A 19,345-nucleotide genomic window follows, 5' to 3' on the forward strand; every position below is an offset into this window, starting at 1 on the left:
AATGAAAGATATCAAAAATTTACTCGCCCTATTGCTGTTCTTTTTCTGGGGAACCACAGCTTTTGGACAATATGCTTATTTTCCTACGCAAGGAACAATTACTTATGACAAAACCGTGTTTCTTAAAAACCTGCTCAAACGCTATGCAACCTATGCAAAAGACGAGGATACACGTAACTCCATCAAAGAAATGATCGGGCAGATTCCCGAAAACCAGGTGTTAAAAAAGAAACTGACATTTTCTAATGATGAGGTCCTCTATGAGCATATTGCTGAAGAATATTCGGATGTTGTTAGCGGGCTGATGCGGTCTGGGATTTTTGAGTCAGGAATAAGTGGCTACCAAAATTTGAAAAGTAAAGCATTTAATTCTGTCTTTGAGTTAGGCGGGGAACGGGTTGTCGTGACAGATTCGACATTAAAGATCAAGTGGAAAATCACGAATGAATACCGTGAAATCGCAGGTTACCCCTGCCGTAGGGCCAATGGACTTGTATTGGATTCCATCTATGCCGTTGCTTTTTATACGGATCAAATTCCTGTTTCGGGAGGTCCTTCGGCCTTTAATGGACTACCGGGGATGATTCTTGGTTTGGCTGTTCCAGAGCTGCATTACAATATGTTTGCAACGAAGGTGGAGTTGGGAGCCGTAAACCCTTCATCGGCTACCCTGTTAAAGAAGAAAGATAAACCCTTGACCAGGCAGCAGGTTTATGATAAACTGAAGGCCTCTTTCGGTGATTACCTGGGTATTAAGATTTATAATTTGGTGATAGCCTGTACATTTCTGTAAAAACCAACAAAAAAGGCCTTTCATTTGAAAGGCCTTTTTTATGTTTAACTTCGAAAAAACTATTTTCCGTCGTTTTTCTTAGCAGTAACTTCGTTACGAAGTTCTTGTGCTAAGGTTTTGATTTCTTGTAATCCTTTACGTACACGTGTACCAGCTGCAGAATTACCATTGTTGAAGAACTTGTCTGCATCAGCTTCGATAGAAGCTACTAACTCTTTTAATTTTACGTAGTTTTCCATTTTTTTATAATTATAATTTTAGTTTTTATGGTTTTTCCTAAACACTCCTTAAATATACAAAAACGAATCAAATAGAAAATAAATTTCGTTTTTTTTTATCGAAAAAGCTTAAAAAAAACTATTCAACAATCTTAAGTTCGTCAATAATGTTGGTTGCTCCTGCAAATTTATCGATGATAAATAATACATAACGGATATCAACTGAAATTGTACGTTGTAGCTTATGGTCGAAGATCACGTCACCAGCCATAGCTTCAATATTACCATCAAAAGCTAGGCCAATTAATTCGCCGTTGCCATTTATTACTGGTGAACCTGAGTTTCCGCCTGTTATGTCGTTGTCACTTAGGAAGTTTACTGGTAAATATCCTTTCTTGTCGGCATAACGACCATAGTCCTTATTATTGTACAGATCCATCAAACGTTGTGGTAAATCAAACTCTTCGTCGCCTTTTTTGTACTTCGCAATAGTGCCTTTTAACGTCGTGTAAAAGTTTTTGTCGGCGTCATTACGGGGATCTTGTGGTAGGCCTTTGATCGAACCGTAAGTTAAACGTAACGTACTGTTCGCATCTGGATAGAATTTACCTTTTGGATTCGAAGCTAATACCCCAGCGACATATTTACGATAAGCACCTTCAAATTTGTCGTCTTGTGTTTTCCAGCTAGGATCTACTTGACGGTATCTGTTAAGTAAGGCGGAAGAAAGTTTATACAATGGGTCATTGGCTAAAATTTCAGCGTTAGGGTTCTCCAGGTAATTGTTCAAACGCTCAGCAGAAGCGAAGATGCTGTTCTTCACAGATTCTTTGACATAAGCCGTAAAGTCACCATTATTTTTAGCAGCCAATTCTGCAATATATGGTGCAATATTTCCTGCTTTTTTAGCATAAAGATTCAATTCGTCAATCAAAACTTGCTCTTCAAGCGGCATGTAAATTTTTTCATAACCTGCATCGATGGCGGATTTTAAACGAGGAAGAATAGCGTTTCTTCTTGCTTCATCTCCAGCAGTATATACTTCTAAACCTGATCCAATTGTGTTCGGTAAAGCTGCAATTGCACTAGAACGCAACATGCCCATTAAATAGTTGTCATGTCTAGCTTTCTCGTTTGTCGAAGCATAAAATTCGTTGATTGTTTTGATGACATCACCGTATTCTGCTTTGTTTGCGGCTTTATTTGCCCATTTGTCAAATTTAGCTTCGTCTTTTGCTTTAGATTCCGCAGTTTTATGTAATGTCAAAGCATCAATCATTCCTTGACGGTTTTTCCAGTAATTTGCTACCTGAGAGTATTTTGAAGCGTAGTTCAATTTTACAGCTTGGTCTTGATCCATGAATTTTTTCATGGCATCCATACCTGTTTTAGAAGCTTCCACCCAAGCTGGATAAGCGAATTTAACATTCTGATTGATTCCCCCAGCGGGCATCCAGCGATTGGTACGACCAGGATAGCCTAAGATCATCGCGAAATCTCCTTCTTGAACACCTTTTAAGCTGACAGGTAGGAAATGTTTAGGTTTCAAAGGGACATTATCTTGTGCATACTCTGCTGGATTACCATTTTTATCGGCGTAAACTCGGAAAATTGAGAAATCTCCGGTATGACGAGGCCATTCCCAGTTATCCGTATCACCGCCAAATTTTCCAATGCTATTTGGGGGTGTTCCCACCAAACGGACATCATTGTAATCTTGGTATACAAAATAATAATACTCATTGCCTTGGTAGAATGATTTTACTTCAACTACATACTTACCATTTTCGCTATTCTCTTTTTGAATTTTGGCAATTTCACCAGCAATGATTTTTTTTCGTTCATCTTCAGCCATTTTGTTGTTGACCAAACCTAAGATGCGTTTTGAAACATCATCCATGCGTACAAAAAAGCGAACTGACAAAGATTTAGGCTTTAACTCTTCATTTTTTGATTTGGCCCAGAAACCATTTGTTAAATGATCATTTTCTGGTGTAGAAAGTTCAGCAATAGCACCGTATCCACAGTGGTGGTTGGTGAATACCAAGCCTTGATCAGAAACGATCTCAGCAGTACAGCCACCATTGAATTGTACGATTGCATCTTTTAAGCTAGAGTGGTTAATGCTGTAGATTTCTTCGGCACTTAAGCGAAGCCCTTTTTTCTGCATATCTGACTCATTCAGACGCTTTAGATACATTAAAAACCACATTCCCTCATCGGCAAATGCAGCAAAGCTTGTTGTGATGAACAACAAACACATCCATAATTTTTTCATATCAACCTGATAAAAAGTTTGTTTATACCCTACAAAAATGCTTTAATTCTCTTAAAAACCAAAATATTAGACTTTATAATATGCTTTTTACCAATTTTTATGTCAATTGAAAGTAAATGTGTACCGTATTGGTTGTCAAGGAAAGTCAAATGGACTCTTTTCCTTATCTTTGCAAGATGCAGCAATCATTTGAAAATTTTAAATTCAATAAACAGATCTTAAATGCGATAGCGGAGGCGGGGTATCAACAACCGACAGAGATCCAAGAAAAGGCAATTACTCCAATATTGGCCGGGCAGGATGTGATGGGAATCGCTCAGACGGGAACTGGAAAAACAGCGGCATTCGTTTTGCCGATGCTGATGAAGCTAAAATATGCTCAGGGAAATGATGCGCGTGCGTTGATTTTGACACCAACGAGAGAATTGGCCATGCAGATCGAAGAAAATATTAAGTTGTTTTCTACTTACCTTGATTTGCGTTCAGTGGTACTTTATGGTGGATTAGGACCAAAAACTCAGATAGAAGAACTCGAAAAAGGAGTGGATATTATCGTGGCAACTCCGGGTCGATTTTTAGACTTGTACCTCGAAGGGCACATTGTTGTCAAATCACTCAAATTTTTGGTCTTGGATGAGGCCGATAAGATGATGGATATGGGTTTTATTAGTAAGATCCATCGTGTACTTGAAATTGTGCCACGCAAACGTCAGAACTTATTGTTCTCAGCAACAATGAGTGAGCTTGTTCGCAAAATTGCAGGTGATTTCTTAGCGTTTCCGACCATTATTGAGGTGTCCGAACAAGCTACACCAGCCAAGACGGTAAGTCAGGCGCTATATGTTGTTCCCAACCAAAAGACAAAATTGAATTTACTTCAACATCTCTTGAAAGATGATGAAGCGTTTAGTCGACTAATTGTTTTCTGTAAAACAAAGCAGGTAGCAGATAATGTCTTCCACTTTTTGGAACGTAAATACGGTAAAGATGAGGTTCGTGTTATTCATGCCAATAAAGGTCAGAATACACGTATCAACTCCATCAATGCCTTTAAGGAAGGGAATATTCGTATTTTGGTCGCAACGGATGTGGCGGCGCGAGGGCTTGACGTTTCTAATGTAAGTCATGTGATCAACTTTGAAGTACCTATTGTTATAGAAGATTATGTGCATCGTATTGGACGTACCGGGCGAGCTTTCAATGAGGGGGATGCTATTACGTTCTGTAATGATGCCGAGAAATATTATGTTCGCAAAATCGAAAAATTGATCAAGCAAAGTATCCCTGTCTACGCACTACCAGAGGATGTCTTTATAGAGAAAACACCCTTTCATGAAAAACAGGATATTGCGCGCGAGATTGATAATCAAAAGCGGAAAGATGATCCAGATTTCCAAGGTGCTTTTCACGAGAAAAAATACGTTATCAAACAGAAAGAAGTGCGGGAGGCACAACGAGCTTCCGGATTTAAACCAAAAGCAAAAAGTAAAAGTAAGTCTGCAGGCGGAAAATCGGGAGGAACAAATCGCAATTTTAAAAAACGTTAATTTATTGTGCGCTTTACACCACTAAATATCGCTAGTGCATGCCTTGTTGCCTGGTTTGTTATGGAAAACCCCAATGACGAAAAGGCCTTATTTACTTGGGGCGCATTTATCCTATTGTTGTTGATATTGACCGTCATTGATATTGTATTTAGGGTCTTTGTAAAGCCAAATAAAAAAATGTGGTTATTACAGTTGGCATTTTTGGTAGTCGTTTGTGTCACCAGTTTAATTGTCAAAGTAACCTTTGGGTAAGAGGTAAAATTAAAAATAAAGACGAGTTAGGTTGTGAATCAATGGCAAATATAGTTCCTGTTTCAAAAAACATAGCTCAATATAAATAGCTCAATAATATTAAAATGAAAAAAGCTGAAATAAAATTACAGGTAGAGTTAGATGAAAACAACGTGCCTGAAAATATCATGTGGTCTTCTACAGATGGAAATAATGCGGAGGAATTACCTGCAAAAGCGATGTTTTTAGCCCTATGGGATTCACATTATAAAAATTCAATGCGTATCGACCTTTGGACTAAAGATATGCCCTACGATGAGATGAAACGTTTTTTCTATGAAACGCTGCAAACATTGGGCGACTCTTTTATCCGTTCTTCAGGCGGTGATCCGATGGCGGAAAAAGTTATTGGCGACTTGCGTGATTACTGTGCGCATTTTGCAGATAAAATGGAAGTTTTAATGCCACAACAATAGTTTTTAACGCTTAACAGAAATTTGACCATGCAATACTTCTTAGTAAAATCTGAACCATTTAAATATAGCTGGGAACAATTTAATAAAGATGGCCGTACATTTTGGGATGGCGTTCGTAATTATCAAGCTAGGAATAATATCAAAGCCATGAAAGAAGGGGATCTGGTCCTGTTCTACCATAGCAATGAAGGAAAAGAAGTTGTGGGGGTGGCCAAAGTCGTCAAGGAATTTTATCAAGATCCGACAACAGATGATGAGCGTTGGGTGGTTGTGGATCTGGCGCCTGTAGAGACACTGAAGAAATCCGTTACGTTGGAAACCATTAAGGCTGATGAGCAGTTGCAGGATATCGCTTTGGTCAGACAAGGACGTTTGTCTGTAATGCCGTTGAAGCCAGAAGAATTTGATCGGATTTTAGCGCTTGGCAACGCGTAAGCTATCGCGAATAAATCAACCCAGTGTATGGGGATATAACTAAAAAAGGGAAAACGATCGTTTTCCCTTTTTGATTATTTACACGGTATGTAAGTCATGCACATCAAGCATTAGTTCTTTTGGCTAAAAAGACTGACTAGCGCTTTTAATTTTTTTGCATTTTCAGGCTTTAATTTCCCCGCGAGAATAAGGCGCAGTTCTCTTCGTTGTAATGCATCTTCGTAAGCTTTGTGTTCTATATCTGTTTCCGGAATTAATACCGGCACAGCTTTAGGATTGTTATCCGCATCAACAGCAACAAAGGTGTAATAAGCTTCGTTGGTTTTTACACGGGTGCCTTCCGGTAAATTAGAAGCGAAAATTTCCATGCGTACCTCCAAAGAACTATTAAACGCACGCGTTACCTGAGCTTGTATCGTGACGACCTCTCCAAGTTTAATGGAGCGCTTAAAAGATACATTGTCGACTGATACTGTTACGACGACATTGCTGCAGTGTTTTTGAGCAGCAATAGCCGAACAGATATCCATCCAATACAATAAACGGCCACCCATCAAATTCCCAAAAGTATTTGTGTCGTTGGGTAATACCAATTCGTTCATCTCAGTGTATGACTCTCGCGCAAATTTCTCTATCATATCATTATTTGTCATTATCGTCCAAACGTTTTGAATTGATTATCTATGATTGCCAAAGAATCCATAAATGACGTCGGCACATAACCCAATTCAGCGTTAGATCTAGTCAGATCAAAGCCTGTCTGCCGTGGCCTGTTCTCCGCCTGTCCAATGCTGGCAGCACTGATCTCCGAAATCAATTCTTTGTCTAGCTGCCAATAGTCTGCAATTTTGTAGACAGCCTCATTGATCGACATTAATTCTGCTCCTGAAATATGAAATATTCCCTGCGCTTTTCGGTCAATCGCGAGTTGGCATGCATAAGCTAAATCATCCACAAAGGTAGGCATTCTCCATTGGTCATTGACTACTTTTATGGGTTCATTTTGCGACAACTTACTTTTAGCCCATAATACTAGATTCGAACGATTGGGGTCAGCATTGATCCCATATACTAATATCGTGCGAAGGATAGCATAATTACAGTTGGATTGTACAAGCACTTGTTCGGAAGCATATTTACTCTTTCCATATTCACTTTGTGGATTGGGGAGATCTGTTTCATCATAAGGCGCATTTTTTTTGCCATCAAATACAAAGTCCGTGGATAAGTGGATCAGTTGGGTCTGATGTGCAGTACAATAGGAAGCAAGATAGGTTACGAGATCGACGTTAAGCAATTGACATGCTGCTTGATCTGCTTCACAAGCTTCCACACTGGTCATAGCTGCTGTATGCACAATTGCATCAAAAGTTTGCGCAGATAGAAAATCTGTCAATTTTTCCCGATCCGATAGGTCTACCTGAAAGAAAGCATAATTCACTTGATTCGGGTTGCGATTTGGACCCTTTGAAACGGCAACAACATCATATTGGTCATTTTTAGCAAGTAAATCAACGACTTTTTGGCCAAGGAATCCATTGGATCCTGTCACTAGAATTTTTTTCATCAACAATAATTAAATGGTATCCAAGCACCTGTTTATAAAGACTCGTTTGCAGGGTCTTAAGTGCGCTGTTTAGTTTATTCACAAATCCGCTTTTTTTGTTTTAGTTGGTCCATATAAAATCCATTTTACTGGATTGTTTCATGATATTTTCAACTACTGTTTTTTCTAGATCCAAAATGGATTTTAAAGCGTTATAATCGATTTTATCGGCATCATCGGTCGGCATATGATAGTCTGGGTGTCCACCAGTATGGAAAAACAACACCGGTATATTCTTTTTATAGAATGAAGTTTGGTCAGATCCGCCGTTGCCATCCTTGCTAAGATTAAATTTTATAGGTGCCTGAACATCTTTGAATATAGCTGGCCATTGACTACTTGTTCCATAGCCGATTACGGCAAGGCCATTGCTGGGATTATAACGGCCGATCATATCCATATTGAGCATGGCTGTGATTTTCTCCAATGGTAGGGTAGGGTGTTCCGTAAAATATTTGGAACCAACTAATCCCAATTCTTCCGCTCCGAAGGCAATAAATAACAAGTTGTAGGGTTCTTTTTCATTGTTGCTGCTAAAGTAACGTGCGAGCTCCAATAAACCAGCTGTACCGGAGGCATTATCGTCGGCTCCATTGTGGATTTTGCCTACCCCTAAGGAATCTTTTGAACTTCCTTGACGACCTGTTCCCAAGTGATCGTAATGTGCGCCTATAACAACTGTTAAGTCTGCACCATTGTCAATAAATCCAATGATATTATCTGCATTACGAATGCTGTCTGCAACTTTTACTTTCCAGACTTTGGCTTTGAAGGATTGGCGGTACCCTTTTTCACCTTTAGGCTCAAGTTTGTATTTTTTGAATTCCTTTTCAATATAATCTGCAGCTTTAAATACTTCCTTACTGCCCGTTCCCCGTCCCTGCATTTTGTCGTCAGCGAGGTAATAAATATGTTTCTTTAAGTTGGAAACTTCGATCTGCTGTGCCTGTGCTATTTGGATTCCTAGTAGGCAGCAAAATGTCAGAAGTAGGCTAATGTTTTTCATGCTAATAGTAGAGTTTAGATAGTTGTATTGGGTTATATGTACAAAAAATAAAAGCCTTGGGATTAACAAGGCTTTTAGGGATATTTCGTTAATCTTCAACGATTTCACTGTGGATGCTGGATTTCTCTTCTTTTTCTGTTTTGAAATACCGTTTTTGAAATAACAGGATCAAAACCACCCCAACAGAAATTGCCGAGTCGGCAATGTTGAATACAGGTCGGAAGAAGAGGAACTCTTCACCGCCCCAAAAGGGCACCCAGGAAGGGAAGTTGCCTTGAATTAATGGGAAATAAAGCATATCGACCACTTTTCCGTGCAGGAAGGAAGAATAACCACCACCTGCTGGGAATAAACTCGCTTTATCATACCAGGTACTTTCACTAAAGATGACGCCGTAAAAAGCAGAATCGATGATATTTCCTAAGGCACCGGCAAGAATTAGGGCAACATTTAGGATGAAACCACGGTTATACTTATTTTTGATCATGTAATGTAGGCCGTATCCAATACCAGCTACGGCTAAAATACGAAATACCGTCAAAAATAATTTTCCATAATCACCGCCAAATTCCATACCATAGGCCATTCCATTGTTTTCAATAAAATGAATTTGGAAAAATTTGCCCAATACATGGTGGCTTTGTCCAATTGTCATTGTGAGCTTAACCCATATTTTTGACAATTGATCTATTAAAAGTATCGCTACGATGAGCGCGATCGGTTTCGTATAACCCTTCATTGTGTTATAAAAATGGTCCTTGCCTAAGCAAAGACCATATATTTAATGCCTAAAATTAATATTGTTTGTTTTTTGCTTCGATGCTCAACGTTGTATGTGGAACAGCTTTCAAACGTTCTTTTTGAATCAGTTTTCCGGTCTCTCTACAGATACCATACGTTTTGTTCTCGATGCGCACCAACGCCGCTTCTAGGTTGTCGATAAATTTCTTTTGACGAGCAGCCAATTGATTTGTTTGCTCTTTTTCTAAAGTAGCTGAACCGTCTTCCAATGTCTTGTACGTTCCAGCAGTATCGTCGGTACCATTAGCATTACTGTTATTAAGCGTTGCGGTCAACGAGGAAAGCTCTTCTTTTGCTATTCTAAGCTTGTCCAAGATAATATCTTTAAATTCTTGTAATTCTGAATCGCTATAGCGTGTTTTCTCGTTGTTGTTTGCCATAATTTAATTTTTTTGGATTAATGCCTTAAGTTCTTTGCCATCGATCTCGATGGTCTCTCCTTCAGTTAGTGAATCTTCAAATACCAGTGAATCGGCCAGAATTTCGGTGCAAATATACGATAAATTTTCGTTGGCAGCATTGACCACTTCTGAAGCAGCTGTTAACTTTACGTTAATTCTATCAGTGACTTCTAATCCTTTATCCTTCCTTAGATTTTGTAGGCGGTTGATCAATTCTCTTGACAAACCTTCTTTTTTCAATTCTTCGGTGATATGTACATCTAATGCTACGGTCAATTTACCTAGATTTGCTACTTGCCATCCTTCAACGTCTTCTGCTATAATTTCTACATCGCTCAGTAAAATCGTATATGGCGTGCCTGCTAGGGCCAATTCGCCTGTTGATTCCAATGTGCTGATTTGATCTATAGTCAACGATTGGATAGACGAAGAAACTAACTTCATATCCTTACCAACTTTCGCGCCAAGAGCTTTGAAATTTGGTTTTATTTTTTTCTTAATAATACCAGTGGTGTCTGTAATGAACTCGATATCTTTGATATTGGTCTCAGAAAGTATCAGATCTTTTACTTTCTCTACCTTTTCTTGGAAAGCACTATCAAGTACCGGAACCAAAATTTTGTTTAATGGTTGACGTACATTGATGGAAGTTTTCTTCCGTAAAGAAAGTGTCAGCGATGATATATCCTGCGCTAAAGCCATGCGTTCTTCCAGATCTTTATCGACTAGACTTTCATTATAAACCGGGAAATTCGCCAGGTGAACAGATTCAACTTGTTCCTTGTTCGTGGCTGAATTCAAATCCAGGAATAATCTATCCGAGAAGAAAGGTGATATTGGCGACATCAATTTCGCAATTGTATCAAGACATGTATAAAGTGTTTGATAGGCCGAAATTTTATCTTCTGTATAATCTCCTTTCCAGAAACGACGACGGCAAAGACGGACATACCAGTTGCTGAGATGTTCATCAACAAAGTTTTGAATAGCGCGCGCGGCCTTTGTAGGCTCGTAATCCGCTAAGTATTCGTCTACCTCCTTGGTCAACGAATTTAACAAGGAGATAATCCAACGGTCAATTTCAGGACGTTTTTCCAAAGCGATATCTGGTTCTGAATACGAGAACTTATCGATATTGGCATACAATGCAAAAAAAGCGTAGGTATTATATAAAGTACCAAAGAATTTACGGCGGACTTCATCCAATCCTTCCATATTGAATTTAAGGTTGTCCCATGGTGCGGCATTACTGATCATGTACCAGCGTGTTGCATCGGCACTGTATTGATCGATCGTCGAGAATGGATCAACACCATTGCCTAGGCGTTTGGACATCTTATTTCCATTTTTATCCAACACCAAGCCATTGGAAACCACGTTTTTGAAGGAAACCGATTTGTACATCATTGTAGAAATCGCATGTAAGGTGAAAAACCAACCCCGTGTTTGATCAACTCCTTCAGCGATAAAGTCTGCAGGGTATGCATGATCAAATCCAGCTTTAAAAGGAAACTCTTCGCCTTTGGCTAGTTTTTCGTGATCCAATCCCCATTGTGCATAAGGCATTGCGCCCGAATCAAACCATACGTCTATCAGATCAGGTTCGCGGAATAACTTTTGTCCGGCATCAGAAACAAGAACGATATCGTCAACATATGGACGGTGAAGATCCAGTTGCTCGGTGTCGAATTTATCCAAGTAAGCTTTATTTTTCGCTTTTTCATCGTCAGACAAAACGTCTGAGGTCAAAGAAGCTTCCAATAAGGATTTTAATTCAGGTAAGGAGCCGATACAAACTTCTTCATTTTCGTCTTCTGAACGCCAGATAGGAAGTGGAGTTCCCCAGTAACGCGAACGCGAAAGGTTCCAGTCCACCAAGTTTTCTAACCAGTTTCCAAAGCGGCCGGTACCGGTTGCTTCAGGTTTCCAGTTGATGGTTTTATTTAATGCAACCAAATCTTCCTTCACTGCTGTCGTGCGGATAAACCAGCTATCTAATGGATAGTATAGAACAGGTTTGTCTGTACGCCAACAATGTGGATAGGTATGCTCATATTTTTTGACATCGAAAGCTTTGTTGTCCTCTTTTAGTTTGATAGAGATCAACACGTCTGTGGGTTTGAAGTCTTCTTTTGAACGTTCCTCAGCGCTGTAATATTCCTCTTTGACAAATCTTCCGGCAAAATCTGTGATTTCACTTACAAAACGTCCAGTACGGTCAACAGTAGGTACCTCTTTTCCATTTTCATCTTTCACCAAGATGCCCGGTACACCATGTTCTTTTGCTACACGAAAGTCATCCGCACCATAAGTAGGAGCAGCGTGGACAATACCGGTACCGTCTTCAGTCGTAACAAAGTCACCTGGAATAATGCGGAAAGCATTTTCTTGTAAGTCCTCGTTGGTGATATAAGGCAACAATTGCTCATAGCGCAAGCCAACAAGTTCTTCACCTACAAATTCTGCTGCAAGCTCCCAAGGAATTACTTTGTCGCCCAATTTATAGTCTTGGAAGGACGCATTTTCTCCTTCCGCTTTAAAATGTTTGCTGATCAAATCTTTCGCTAACACGACAGATACAGGAGCACCAGTATATTTATTGAAAGTTCGGATCTTAACATAATTTATTTTCTTGCCTACAACCAAAGCTGTATTGGACGGTAAAGTCCATGGCGTGGTCGTCCAGGCAATGAATGCTACATCCTCCGCATCGTCGTCAACTAATTTTTCTATAGCTGGATGAAGCTGACTTTTGATCAGTCTAAATTCTGCAACGATGGTGGTATCTTTAACATCTTTATAGGTGCCGGGCTGGTTAAGTTCATGCGAACTCAATCCCGTACCTGCTGCCGGAGAGTAAGGTTGTATCGTATAACCCTTGTACAAAAGACCTTTTTTGTAAAGTTCTTTCAATAAATACCATAAGGTTTCGATGTATTCATTCTTGTAAGTAATGTAAGGATGTTCAAGGTCAACCCAATAGCCCATTTTGGTGGTTAGGTCATTCCATACATCGGTATATTTCATTACCTCCTTGCGACAAGCGTCATTATATTGTTCTACGGTAATCTTTTTGCCGATATCCTCTTTTGTGATTCCAAGAGCTTTTTCGACAGCAAGTTCAATGGGCAGACCATGGGTATCCCAGCCGCCTTTTCGTTTCACTTGGTACCCTTTCAAAGTCTTGTAACGACAGAAAATATCCTTAATCGTACGTGCCATCACGTGGTGAATTCCAGGCATTCCATTTGCAGAAGGCGGACCTTCAAAAAATGTATAGGTCTTGCTTTCAGGACGATTATTGATACTTTTTTCGAATATTTTTTCCTGTTCCCAACGGGTCAAAATCTCTTTACCTATCTCGGGTAAATTTAACTGCTTATATTCTTTGTACATCAGACTGTTGTATGCTTCTTTTCTAAAGGTCGCTAATTTAGTGATTTATGATGGAAAATGAAAGAGGGCTTTGTTGTGCTTATATCATTAAATGGAGGTTGAACTTTTTGAAATCTCCCCCTTGATCAACTCGCGAAAAGCGACGGTAGTATCTGCTACGACAAAGGGACTACCCATGGCAGTCCCTTTGTTATTTCATTCTTGCTGAAATTCAGTTATGCTGAAAAACTGCTTCCGCATCCGCAGGTACTTGTTGCATTGGGATTGTTGAATGTGAAGCCCCTTGCATCGAGTCCCGATTTGAAGTCGATTTCCATACCGGCAAGATATAGGCCATGTGCTTTGTTCATAAAGATGCGAATTCCTTGAATTTCGTATTCGTTATCGCCGTCCTTTTTCTGGTCAAAGCCCAAGATATAACTCATACCGGAACAACCGCCGCCTTCAACACCGACACGTAAACCAAAATCATCAGAGATTTCTTGTTGATCCTTTAATTTATTTAGTTCCTTGATTGCCCCTTCTGTTAAGGAAACAGGAGCAACTGCTGTATGTTCTGTACTCATTGTAATAGTGTTTTAGCCAATCCAATACAAAAATACATTTTTTTAATGGCAAAATGCTTGACCGGAATTTTTTGACATTTTCGAAACATTCAATTCTTCGTACGCTTATTCGGTCCGATAGCACCATAAAATGATCTTGACCTAATTAGGTAATTCGCATAAATAAGGCTGTTTTTCTAAGAATATTTAATAAAATAGGACTTTTTGTCGATATTCTTTATGGAATATGCTATCTTTGAGGCATTAAAATAAACTACAAAATTTACTTTACAACATTTAAAAACAATGGAAAGAGATCAAGCCATTTTTAATTTAATAGCTGATGAGCTTAAACGCCAAGAAGAAGGTATTGAATTAATTGCTTCAGAAAACTTTGTTTCAAAACAAGTGATGGAAGCTGCTGGTTCAGTGTTGACAAATAAATATGCAGAAGGCCTCCCAGGAAAACGTTACTATGGAGGTTGTGAAGTTGTGGATGAGATTGAAACCATCGCAATTGATCGTGCAAAACAATTATTTGGCGCAGAATGGGTAAATGTTCAGCCTCACTCTGGTGCTCAAGCAAATGCGGCTGTTTTTTTGGCGACAATCAAACCTGGTGACAAAATTTTAGGTCTTGATTTATCTCACGGTGGTCACTTGACACACGGTTCACCAGCGAACTTATCTGGTAAGATCTATCAACCATTATTTTATGGTGTAAAAGAAGATACAGGTCTAATTGACTACGAGCAATTGGAAGAAACAGCGCTTCGTGAAAAACCAAAGATGATCATCTGTGGTGCTTCGGCTTATTCTCGCGATTGGGATTACGCGCGCATTCGTAAAGTTGCAGACGAGATTGGTGCTATCGTAATGGCTGATATTTCTCACCCTGCAGGTTTAATCGCTCGTGGTTTATTGAATGATCCACTTCCTCATTGCCATATCGTTACGACAACGACACACAAAACGCTTCGTGGTCCACGTGGTGGTATGATTATGGTCGGTAAAGATTTTGAAAATCCATGGGGTATCAAAACACCTAAAGGTGAAATCCGTACAATCACTCAATTATTGGATTTAGCTGTATTCCCAGGTACACAAGGTGGTCCTTTGGAGCATACAATCGCAGCGAAAGCGATCGCTTACGGTGAGGCTTTATCCGATGAATATATGGAATATATCGTTCAGGTAAAGAAAAATGCAGCTGCATTGGCACAATTCTTTGTAGAAAGAGATTACAAGATCATCTCTGGTGGTACAGACAATCACTTGATGTTGGTGGATCTTCGCAACAAAGATATTTCTGGTAAAGAAGCTGAAGCTGTATTAGGTAAGGCCGGTATCACAACAAATAAAAATATGGTTCCTTTCGATACACGTTCTCCTTTTGTGACTTCAGGTGTACGTTTTGGTACTGCAGCAATTACAACACGTGGTATTAAAGAGAATGAAATTATACAAATCGGTGAATTGATTGATGAGGCATTGAAAAATGCATCTAACGATGCTCAACTGGATTTGATCCATGGTAAAGTAAGAGCAATGATGGCTGAGTTTCCATTGTATAAATAAGAAATTCCCCTAGGAATAAAAAAAGCGGAATCACCGATGCGGTGTTTCCGCTTTTTTTATTTTCTTACAGCTATTTTCAGCGTAACATGCATGGTATAAGTCCGTACCAATTTAACTTATCAAGGGAATTATATAATAACCTGAACCGTATTTTATACGGTTTAAATAGGGGCTCATCCGAATGAGGCCCCTATTAGGTCCCTATTAACTCCCTATATAGTTCGGATTAAATAATGCCGCATTGGCGTGCCATCCTTCTCATGTACAACTGCTGGTTCTAGCTTGTTTCGGAGGAATTGGGAGAATTGCCTTAAGAGCTCGGTTTGGAAATGTGAGGCAGATAACTTATTTTTAAATGTTAAAAAACCTTAAAATAAATTGTAATAATTTGATTACTCATTTATTTTGCGGTAATTTGGTTTTAGATTAATTGATTGTTTTACAATAAGAAAGGATAGTTATACGGCAAACATTTACATTTTAACACAGAACTGATAATTTATTTGCGAACTGCTAAAAAAGTAAGTGACGTATGAGACTTCTAAAAGGTAAAAGCGATCAAGAGTTGATCCAAATGTATGTCGGTGGCCAAGAGTCCGGTCTAGAGGCATTGTTGAATCGATATAAATCGAAAATATATACTTCCATATATATGAAAGTAAAAGATGAATATCTTGCTGAAGATATTTTCCAGGAGACTTTCATTAAAATCATCAACACATTAAAATCCGGTAAATATAATGAAGAGGGTAAGTTTTTACCTTGGGCTATTCGTATAGCACACAATATGATTGTTGACTTTTTTAGGAAAGCAAAACGTGCTCCAAATATTGTGAATGCGGATGGCTTTGATATTTTTGAGGTGCTCGAATTTAGTGATGAAAGCGCAGAGTCAAAAATGCTCAAACAACAGGTTGATGTTGATCTTAAGAAAATGATCCAAAAACTTCCGGACGATCAAAAAGAGGTGCTCATTATGCGACACTTTTGTGATATGAGTTTTAAAGATATTGCGGAAATAACCGAAGTAAGTATCAATACTGCTTTGGGGAGGATGCGCTACGCATTGAGCAATTTACGTAAGATGATCGAAGGTACCGATCTTACCCTGCAAATGGGCTATTTATAATAAAGGGGGCATTACAAAACGCCCCTTTTTATTTACGTTCCTAATTTGGATTACAGGAAGTTTCGCTGCTTTTGTATTTTCCCACCGTTTGTTTGTAATTAAGGCAATACTACAATCCTTTGCGCATCATGCCTTCAAAAGCCATTTACTTCAATAATCTGCTCCTGATTGAACTTAAAATAACTGTGCGCCTTCGGAAATGACCGATGAGTATACGTATTGAATTCTTTTTAATCAGTGTAAGTGTTTCGTTGGACCGAAGCTGAAAGCGGAGTTATTTGTCCAAATGATGTGGCAATTATGTCATGTGGAGATCAGAAGAACCTGTTCTTTTTGTCAGGTCAAAGACTTTTTTTATCTTAGAAATTTATGCATATACCTTTTTTCAACGATTGGAATAAGGTTTGATAGTCATATTATAACTATAAAACGATTGAATAGCTATGTACTTGATTTTATTTATTGGAATAATGGTGGTAAGCCTAATTGTCCAAACAAGATTCAAAAACAAATTTAAGAAATACTCCGAAATGCCTTTGAGTAACGGGATGTCTGGAGCTGAGATTGCGCAAAAAATGTTAAATGATAACGGTATATATGATGTAAAGGTATTGTCTATCCCAGATCGTTTGGGAGATCACTATAATCCGTCGGATAAAACCATTAATTTAAGCCCTGAAGTTTACAGTGGCCGCAGTGTTGCAGCTGCAGCGGTAGCGGCGCACGAATGTGGTCATGCTGTACAGCACGCCAAAGCCTATAAATGGTTAGGATTCCGTTCTGCAATGGTACCTATGGTCAATGCGGCTTCCAAAATGACATCATGGGTGTTGATGTTGGGCGTTATGCTGTTTGCTTTTTCTAAAGGCGGTAATCCGTGGCTTTTAGCTGTTGGAGTTGGGGCGCTGGCTATTACGACCTTATTTTCTTTTATCACCTTGCCTGTAGAGTTTGATGCATCGAACCGCGCGCTGGAATGGTTAAACCATGCTGGTGTAACCTATAATGGCGAAGAACATGACGGTGCAAAAGATGCTTTGAAATGGGCAGCGATGACGTATGTTGTAGCAGCGTTAAGTGCATTGGTAACACTTTTATATTATGCATCGATTTTATTCGGTGGCCGTAGAAGTGATTAAATACGGATATTGTAACTTTATCCTACAAAAATGCGATTATTTTTTATAGTCGCATTTTTTATGGTGTGTTAATGAGGTTACTATAGACAATTTTTTTAACTTTGCTGTTTATATAGAATAAGATTCAGATTTTATGTTTTCAAATCTTCAAGATAAGTTAGATAGGGCCTTTAAAGTATTAAAAGGACAAGGTAGTATTACCGAGATCAACGTTGCAGAAACGATGAAAGAAATTCGCAAAGCGTTGTTGGATGCCGATGTGAATTATAAAACTGCCAAAACTTTTACCGACGATGTTAAACAAAAAGCTTTAGGCGAAAATGTACTGACAAGTATTTCCCCGGGCCAATTGTTGACGAAGATCATGAATGATGAGTTGACAGCTTTGATGGGCGGATCTGTTACAGAGCTTGAGACTGGAAAAAATCCAACAGTCATTTTAATTGCGGGTTTGAATGGTGCTGGTAAAACAACGTTCTCAGGTAAGTTGGCCTTGTACCTTAAAGATAAAAAGAATAAAAAACCATTGTTGGTGGCTGGTGACGTTTACCGTCCTGCAGCGATTGATCAATTGGAAGTGCTCGCGGAACAAGTGGGCGTACCCGTGTATGTGAATCGTGAATCTAACGATCCTATTGCGATTGCCAAAGCCGGTGTGGAAGAAGCAAAACGTAATGGAAATAATGTTGTAATTATCGATACAGCTGGTCGTTTGGCGATCGATGAGCCATTAATGGTAGAGATTACTGCAGTTAAAGAAGCGACAAAACCAGACGAAATCCTATTTGTTGTGGATTCAATGACTGGTCAAGATGCCGTGAATACGGCTAAAACGTTCAACGACCGTCTGGACTTTACAGGTGTAGTATTGACTAAGTTGGATGGTGATACACGTGGTGGTGCTGCATTATCGATTAAATCTGTCGTTAATAAACCCATTAAGTTTATTGGTACAGGTGAAAAGATGGATGCATTGGATGTATTCCACCCTGATCGTATGGCATCTCGTATTTTGGGTATGGGTGACGTCGTATCCTTAGTGGAACGTGCGCAGCAACAGTTTGACGAGAAGCAAGCTGCAGAGCTCCAAAAGAAAATCCGTAAGAATAAATTCGATTTCAACGATTTTAAATCCCAGATTCAACAAATCAAGAAAATGGGTAATATGAAAGACCTCATGGGAATGATCCCTGGTGTTGGTAAAGCAATGAAAGACATTGAAGTAGATGACAATGCTTTCAAACCCATTGAAGCGATTATCGATTCCATGACACCTTTTGAACGTGAAAATCCAGATGTCATTGATCAAAAACGTCGTTTACGTATTGCGAAAGGATCAGGTACTGATATTAATGAAGTGAATAAGTTATTGAAACAATTTGGTGATATGCGTAAAGTCATGAAGCAGATGTCTAATCCAGCGATGGCAGCTAAAATGATGCGTAATATGCCCAAAATGCCAGGAAAAATGTAATTTTTAGAGAATAGTTACATCATAAGAAGGGCATCGTTTTATACGATGCCCTATTTTTTTTCTGAAAGTGTCTGATCCTATTGGCCAGAAAGAACCTTCAGTCCACTTTCATTGCTGTTGGTGTCTGCGAAGTCATGCAGGTTTTGATCATTGTATTGCCTTTTTGATTAATTTTTTCGTTTCTCCTATGCGCCGTGCAAGATGAATCTAGGTTACTTGCGGACAGGATACTGGTGGTTGATTCCGTAAAATTCGAACTGTTTTTAAAGAAATAATTCGTAATTTCAAGTTC

Annotated in this window: 18 protein-coding genes; 9 read left to right on the forward strand and 9 right to left on the reverse strand. The window is 39.0% G+C overall.

Annotated elements, in window-relative coordinates; all coding sequences use genetic code 11:
• The first annotated feature begins 1 nt into the window (after nucleotide 1).
• Complete coding sequence (locus K2F45_RS04360; protein ID WP_075991114.1) at nucleotides 2-793, forward strand: GLPGLI family protein; 792 nt, start codon at nucleotides 2-4, stop codon at nucleotides 791-793.
• Between the two features lie 59 nt (nucleotides 794-852).
• Here K2F45_RS04360 and K2F45_RS04365 read toward each other — a convergent pair whose 3' ends face one another.
• Nucleotides 853-1,032 (reverse strand): histone H1, encoded by a 180-nt coding sequence (locus K2F45_RS04365; protein WP_070562307.1) that lies wholly within the window; start codon nucleotides 1,030-1,032, stop codon nucleotides 853-855.
• Between the two features lie 118 nt (nucleotides 1,033-1,150).
• Nucleotides 1,151-3,289 (reverse strand): S46 family peptidase, encoded by a 2,139-nt coding sequence (locus K2F45_RS04370; protein WP_248933030.1) that lies wholly within the window; start codon nucleotides 3,287-3,289, stop codon nucleotides 1,151-1,153.
• A gap of 176 nt (nucleotides 3,290-3,465) precedes the next feature.
• Here K2F45_RS04370 and K2F45_RS04375 point away from each other — a divergent pair, with 176 nt between their 5' ends.
• The 4 genes from K2F45_RS04375 (at nucleotide 3,466) to K2F45_RS04390 (ending at nucleotide 5,978) form a co-directional block, all read left to right on the forward strand.
• Complete coding sequence (locus tag K2F45_RS04375) at nucleotides 3,466-4,836, forward strand: DEAD/DEAH box helicase (RefSeq protein WP_075994642.1); 1,371 nt, start codon at nucleotides 3,466-3,468, stop codon at nucleotides 4,834-4,836.
• A gap of 6 nt (nucleotides 4,837-4,842) precedes the next feature.
• Nucleotides 4,843-5,088, forward strand: coding sequence for a hypothetical protein (locus K2F45_RS04380; protein ID WP_075991115.1), 246 nt, complete (start codon nucleotides 4,843-4,845; stop codon nucleotides 5,086-5,088).
• Between the two features lie 104 nt (nucleotides 5,089-5,192).
• A complete protein-coding gene (gldC, locus tag K2F45_RS04385; protein WP_088160288.1) occupies nucleotides 5,193-5,543 on the forward strand; it encodes a gliding motility protein GldC in 351 nt (116 codons plus the stop codon).
• Nucleotides 5,544-5,570: 27 nt separating this feature from the next.
• Nucleotides 5,571-5,978: an EVE domain-containing protein gene (locus K2F45_RS04390; protein ID WP_075991117.1), complete on the forward strand. Its 408-nt coding sequence runs from the start codon at nucleotides 5,571-5,573 to the stop codon at nucleotides 5,976-5,978.
• Between the two features lie 110 nt (nucleotides 5,979-6,088).
• Here K2F45_RS04390 and K2F45_RS04395 read toward each other — a convergent pair whose 3' ends face one another.
• The 7 genes from K2F45_RS04395 to K2F45_RS04425 all read right to left on the reverse strand — a co-directional run bounded on the left by K2F45_RS04395 (nucleotide 6,089) and on the right by K2F45_RS04425 (nucleotide 13,754).
• Nucleotides 6,089-6,616, reverse strand: coding sequence for an acyl-CoA thioesterase (locus tag K2F45_RS04395; RefSeq protein WP_046674180.1), 528 nt, complete (start codon nucleotides 6,614-6,616; stop codon nucleotides 6,089-6,091).
• Nucleotides 6,617-6,630: 14 nt separating this feature from the next.
• Entirely contained in the window at nucleotides 6,631-7,545 is a 915-nt protein-coding gene (locus K2F45_RS04400; RefSeq protein WP_075991118.1) for an SDR family oxidoreductase, read from the reverse strand.
• Nucleotides 7,546-7,645: 100 nt separating this feature from the next.
• Nucleotides 7,646-8,590: a M20/M25/M40 family metallo-hydrolase gene (locus K2F45_RS04405; RefSeq protein ID WP_075991119.1), complete on the reverse strand. Its 945-nt coding sequence runs from the start codon at nucleotides 8,588-8,590 to the stop codon at nucleotides 7,646-7,648.
• 88 nt (nucleotides 8,591-8,678) lie between these two features.
• Nucleotides 8,679-9,329: a lipoprotein signal peptidase gene (locus K2F45_RS04410; protein ID WP_075991120.1), complete on the reverse strand. Its 651-nt coding sequence runs from the start codon at nucleotides 9,327-9,329 to the stop codon at nucleotides 8,679-8,681.
• 55 nt (nucleotides 9,330-9,384) lie between these two features.
• The gene (locus K2F45_RS04415) at nucleotides 9,385-9,771 is read right to left on the reverse strand and encodes a TraR/DksA family transcriptional regulator (protein ID WP_046674049.1); all 387 of its coding nucleotides are present in this window, start codon (nucleotides 9,769-9,771) and stop codon (nucleotides 9,385-9,387) included.
• A gap of 3 nt (nucleotides 9,772-9,774) precedes the next feature.
• The gene (ileS, locus tag K2F45_RS04420; protein WP_248933031.1) at nucleotides 9,775-13,188 is read right to left on the reverse strand and encodes an isoleucine--tRNA ligase; all 3,414 of its coding nucleotides are present in this window, start codon (nucleotides 13,186-13,188) and stop codon (nucleotides 9,775-9,777) included.
• Nucleotides 13,189-13,403: 215 nt separating this feature from the next.
• Entirely contained in the window at nucleotides 13,404-13,754 is a 351-nt protein-coding gene (locus K2F45_RS04425; protein WP_046674047.1) for a HesB/IscA family protein, read from the reverse strand.
• Between the two features lie 285 nt (nucleotides 13,755-14,039).
• On the opposite strand from K2F45_RS04425, the gene glyA reads away from it, so the two are divergent.
• From glyA to ffh, 4 genes are all read left to right on the forward strand, one after another.
• Nucleotides 14,040-15,311, forward strand: a complete 1,272-nt coding sequence (gene glyA, locus K2F45_RS04430) for a serine hydroxymethyltransferase (protein ID WP_075991122.1) — start codon at nucleotides 14,040-14,042, stop codon at nucleotides 15,309-15,311.
• Nucleotides 15,312-15,843: 532 nt separating this feature from the next.
• A complete protein-coding gene (locus tag K2F45_RS04435; protein WP_075991123.1) occupies nucleotides 15,844-16,440 on the forward strand; it encodes an RNA polymerase sigma factor in 597 nt (198 codons plus the stop codon).
• Between the two features lie 443 nt (nucleotides 16,441-16,883).
• Complete coding sequence (locus K2F45_RS04440; RefSeq protein WP_075991124.1) at nucleotides 16,884-17,579, forward strand: zinc metallopeptidase; 696 nt, start codon at nucleotides 16,884-16,886, stop codon at nucleotides 17,577-17,579.
• A gap of 133 nt (nucleotides 17,580-17,712) precedes the next feature.
• Nucleotides 17,713-19,053 carry a signal recognition particle protein gene (gene ffh / locus K2F45_RS04445; protein WP_075991125.1) on the forward strand — a complete coding sequence of 447 codons (1,341 nt, stop codon included), beginning with the start codon at nucleotides 17,713-17,715 and terminating at the stop codon, nucleotides 19,051-19,053.
• Nucleotides 19,054-19,345 lie beyond the last annotated feature (292 nt).

Source organism: Sphingobacterium siyangense (assembly GCF_023277505.1).
GTDB classification, from domain to species: Bacteria; Bacteroidota; Bacteroidia; order Sphingobacteriales; family Sphingobacteriaceae; genus Sphingobacterium; species Sphingobacterium siyangense.

Coding starts and splice junctions, on each gene's coding strand:
- K2F45_RS04360 (WP_075991114.1), top strand. CDS start 2: ATGAAAGATATCAAAAATTTACTCGCCCTATTGCTGTTCTTTTTCTGG.
- K2F45_RS04365 (WP_070562307.1), bottom strand. CDS start 1,032: ATGGAAAACTACGTAAAATTAAAAGAGTTAGTAGCTTCTATCGAAGCT.
- K2F45_RS04370 (WP_248933030.1), bottom strand. CDS start 3,289: ATGAAAAAATTATGGATGTGTTTGTTGTTCATCACAACAAGCTTTGCT.
- K2F45_RS04375 (WP_075994642.1), top strand. CDS start 3,466: ATGCAGCAATCATTTGAAAATTTTAAATTCAATAAACAGATCTTAAAT.
- gldC (WP_088160288.1), top strand. CDS start 5,193: ATGAAAAAAGCTGAAATAAAATTACAGGTAGAGTTAGATGAAAACAAC.
- K2F45_RS04390 (WP_075991117.1), top strand. CDS start 5,571: ATGCAATACTTCTTAGTAAAATCTGAACCATTTAAATATAGCTGGGAA.
- K2F45_RS04395 (WP_046674180.1), bottom strand. CDS start 6,616: ATGATAGAGAAATTTGCGCGAGAGTCATACACTGAGATGAACGAATTG.
- K2F45_RS04400 (WP_075991118.1), bottom strand. CDS start 7,545: ATGAAAAAAATTCTAGTGACAGGATCCAATGGATTCCTTGGCCAAAAA.
- K2F45_RS04405 (WP_075991119.1), bottom strand. CDS start 8,590: ATGAAAAACATTAGCCTACTTCTGACATTTTGCTGCCTACTAGGAATC.
- K2F45_RS04410 (WP_075991120.1), bottom strand. CDS start 9,329: ATGAAGGGTTATACGAAACCGATCGCGCTCATCGTAGCGATACTTTTA.
- K2F45_RS04415 (WP_046674049.1), bottom strand. CDS start 9,771: ATGGCAAACAACAACGAGAAAACACGCTATAGCGATTCAGAATTACAA.
- ileS (WP_248933031.1), bottom strand. CDS start 13,188: ATGTACAAAGAATATAAGCAGTTAAATTTACCCGAGATAGGTAAAGAG.
- K2F45_RS04425 (WP_046674047.1), bottom strand. CDS start 13,754: ATGAGTACAGAACATACAGCAGTTGCTCCTGTTTCCTTAACAGAAGGG.
- glyA (WP_075991122.1), top strand. CDS start 14,040: ATGGAAAGAGATCAAGCCATTTTTAATTTAATAGCTGATGAGCTTAAA.
- K2F45_RS04435 (WP_075991123.1), top strand. CDS start 15,844: ATGAGACTTCTAAAAGGTAAAAGCGATCAAGAGTTGATCCAAATGTAT.
- K2F45_RS04440 (WP_075991124.1), top strand. CDS start 16,884: ATGTACTTGATTTTATTTATTGGAATAATGGTGGTAAGCCTAATTGTC.
- ffh (WP_075991125.1), top strand. CDS start 17,713: ATGTTTTCAAATCTTCAAGATAAGTTAGATAGGGCCTTTAAAGTATTA.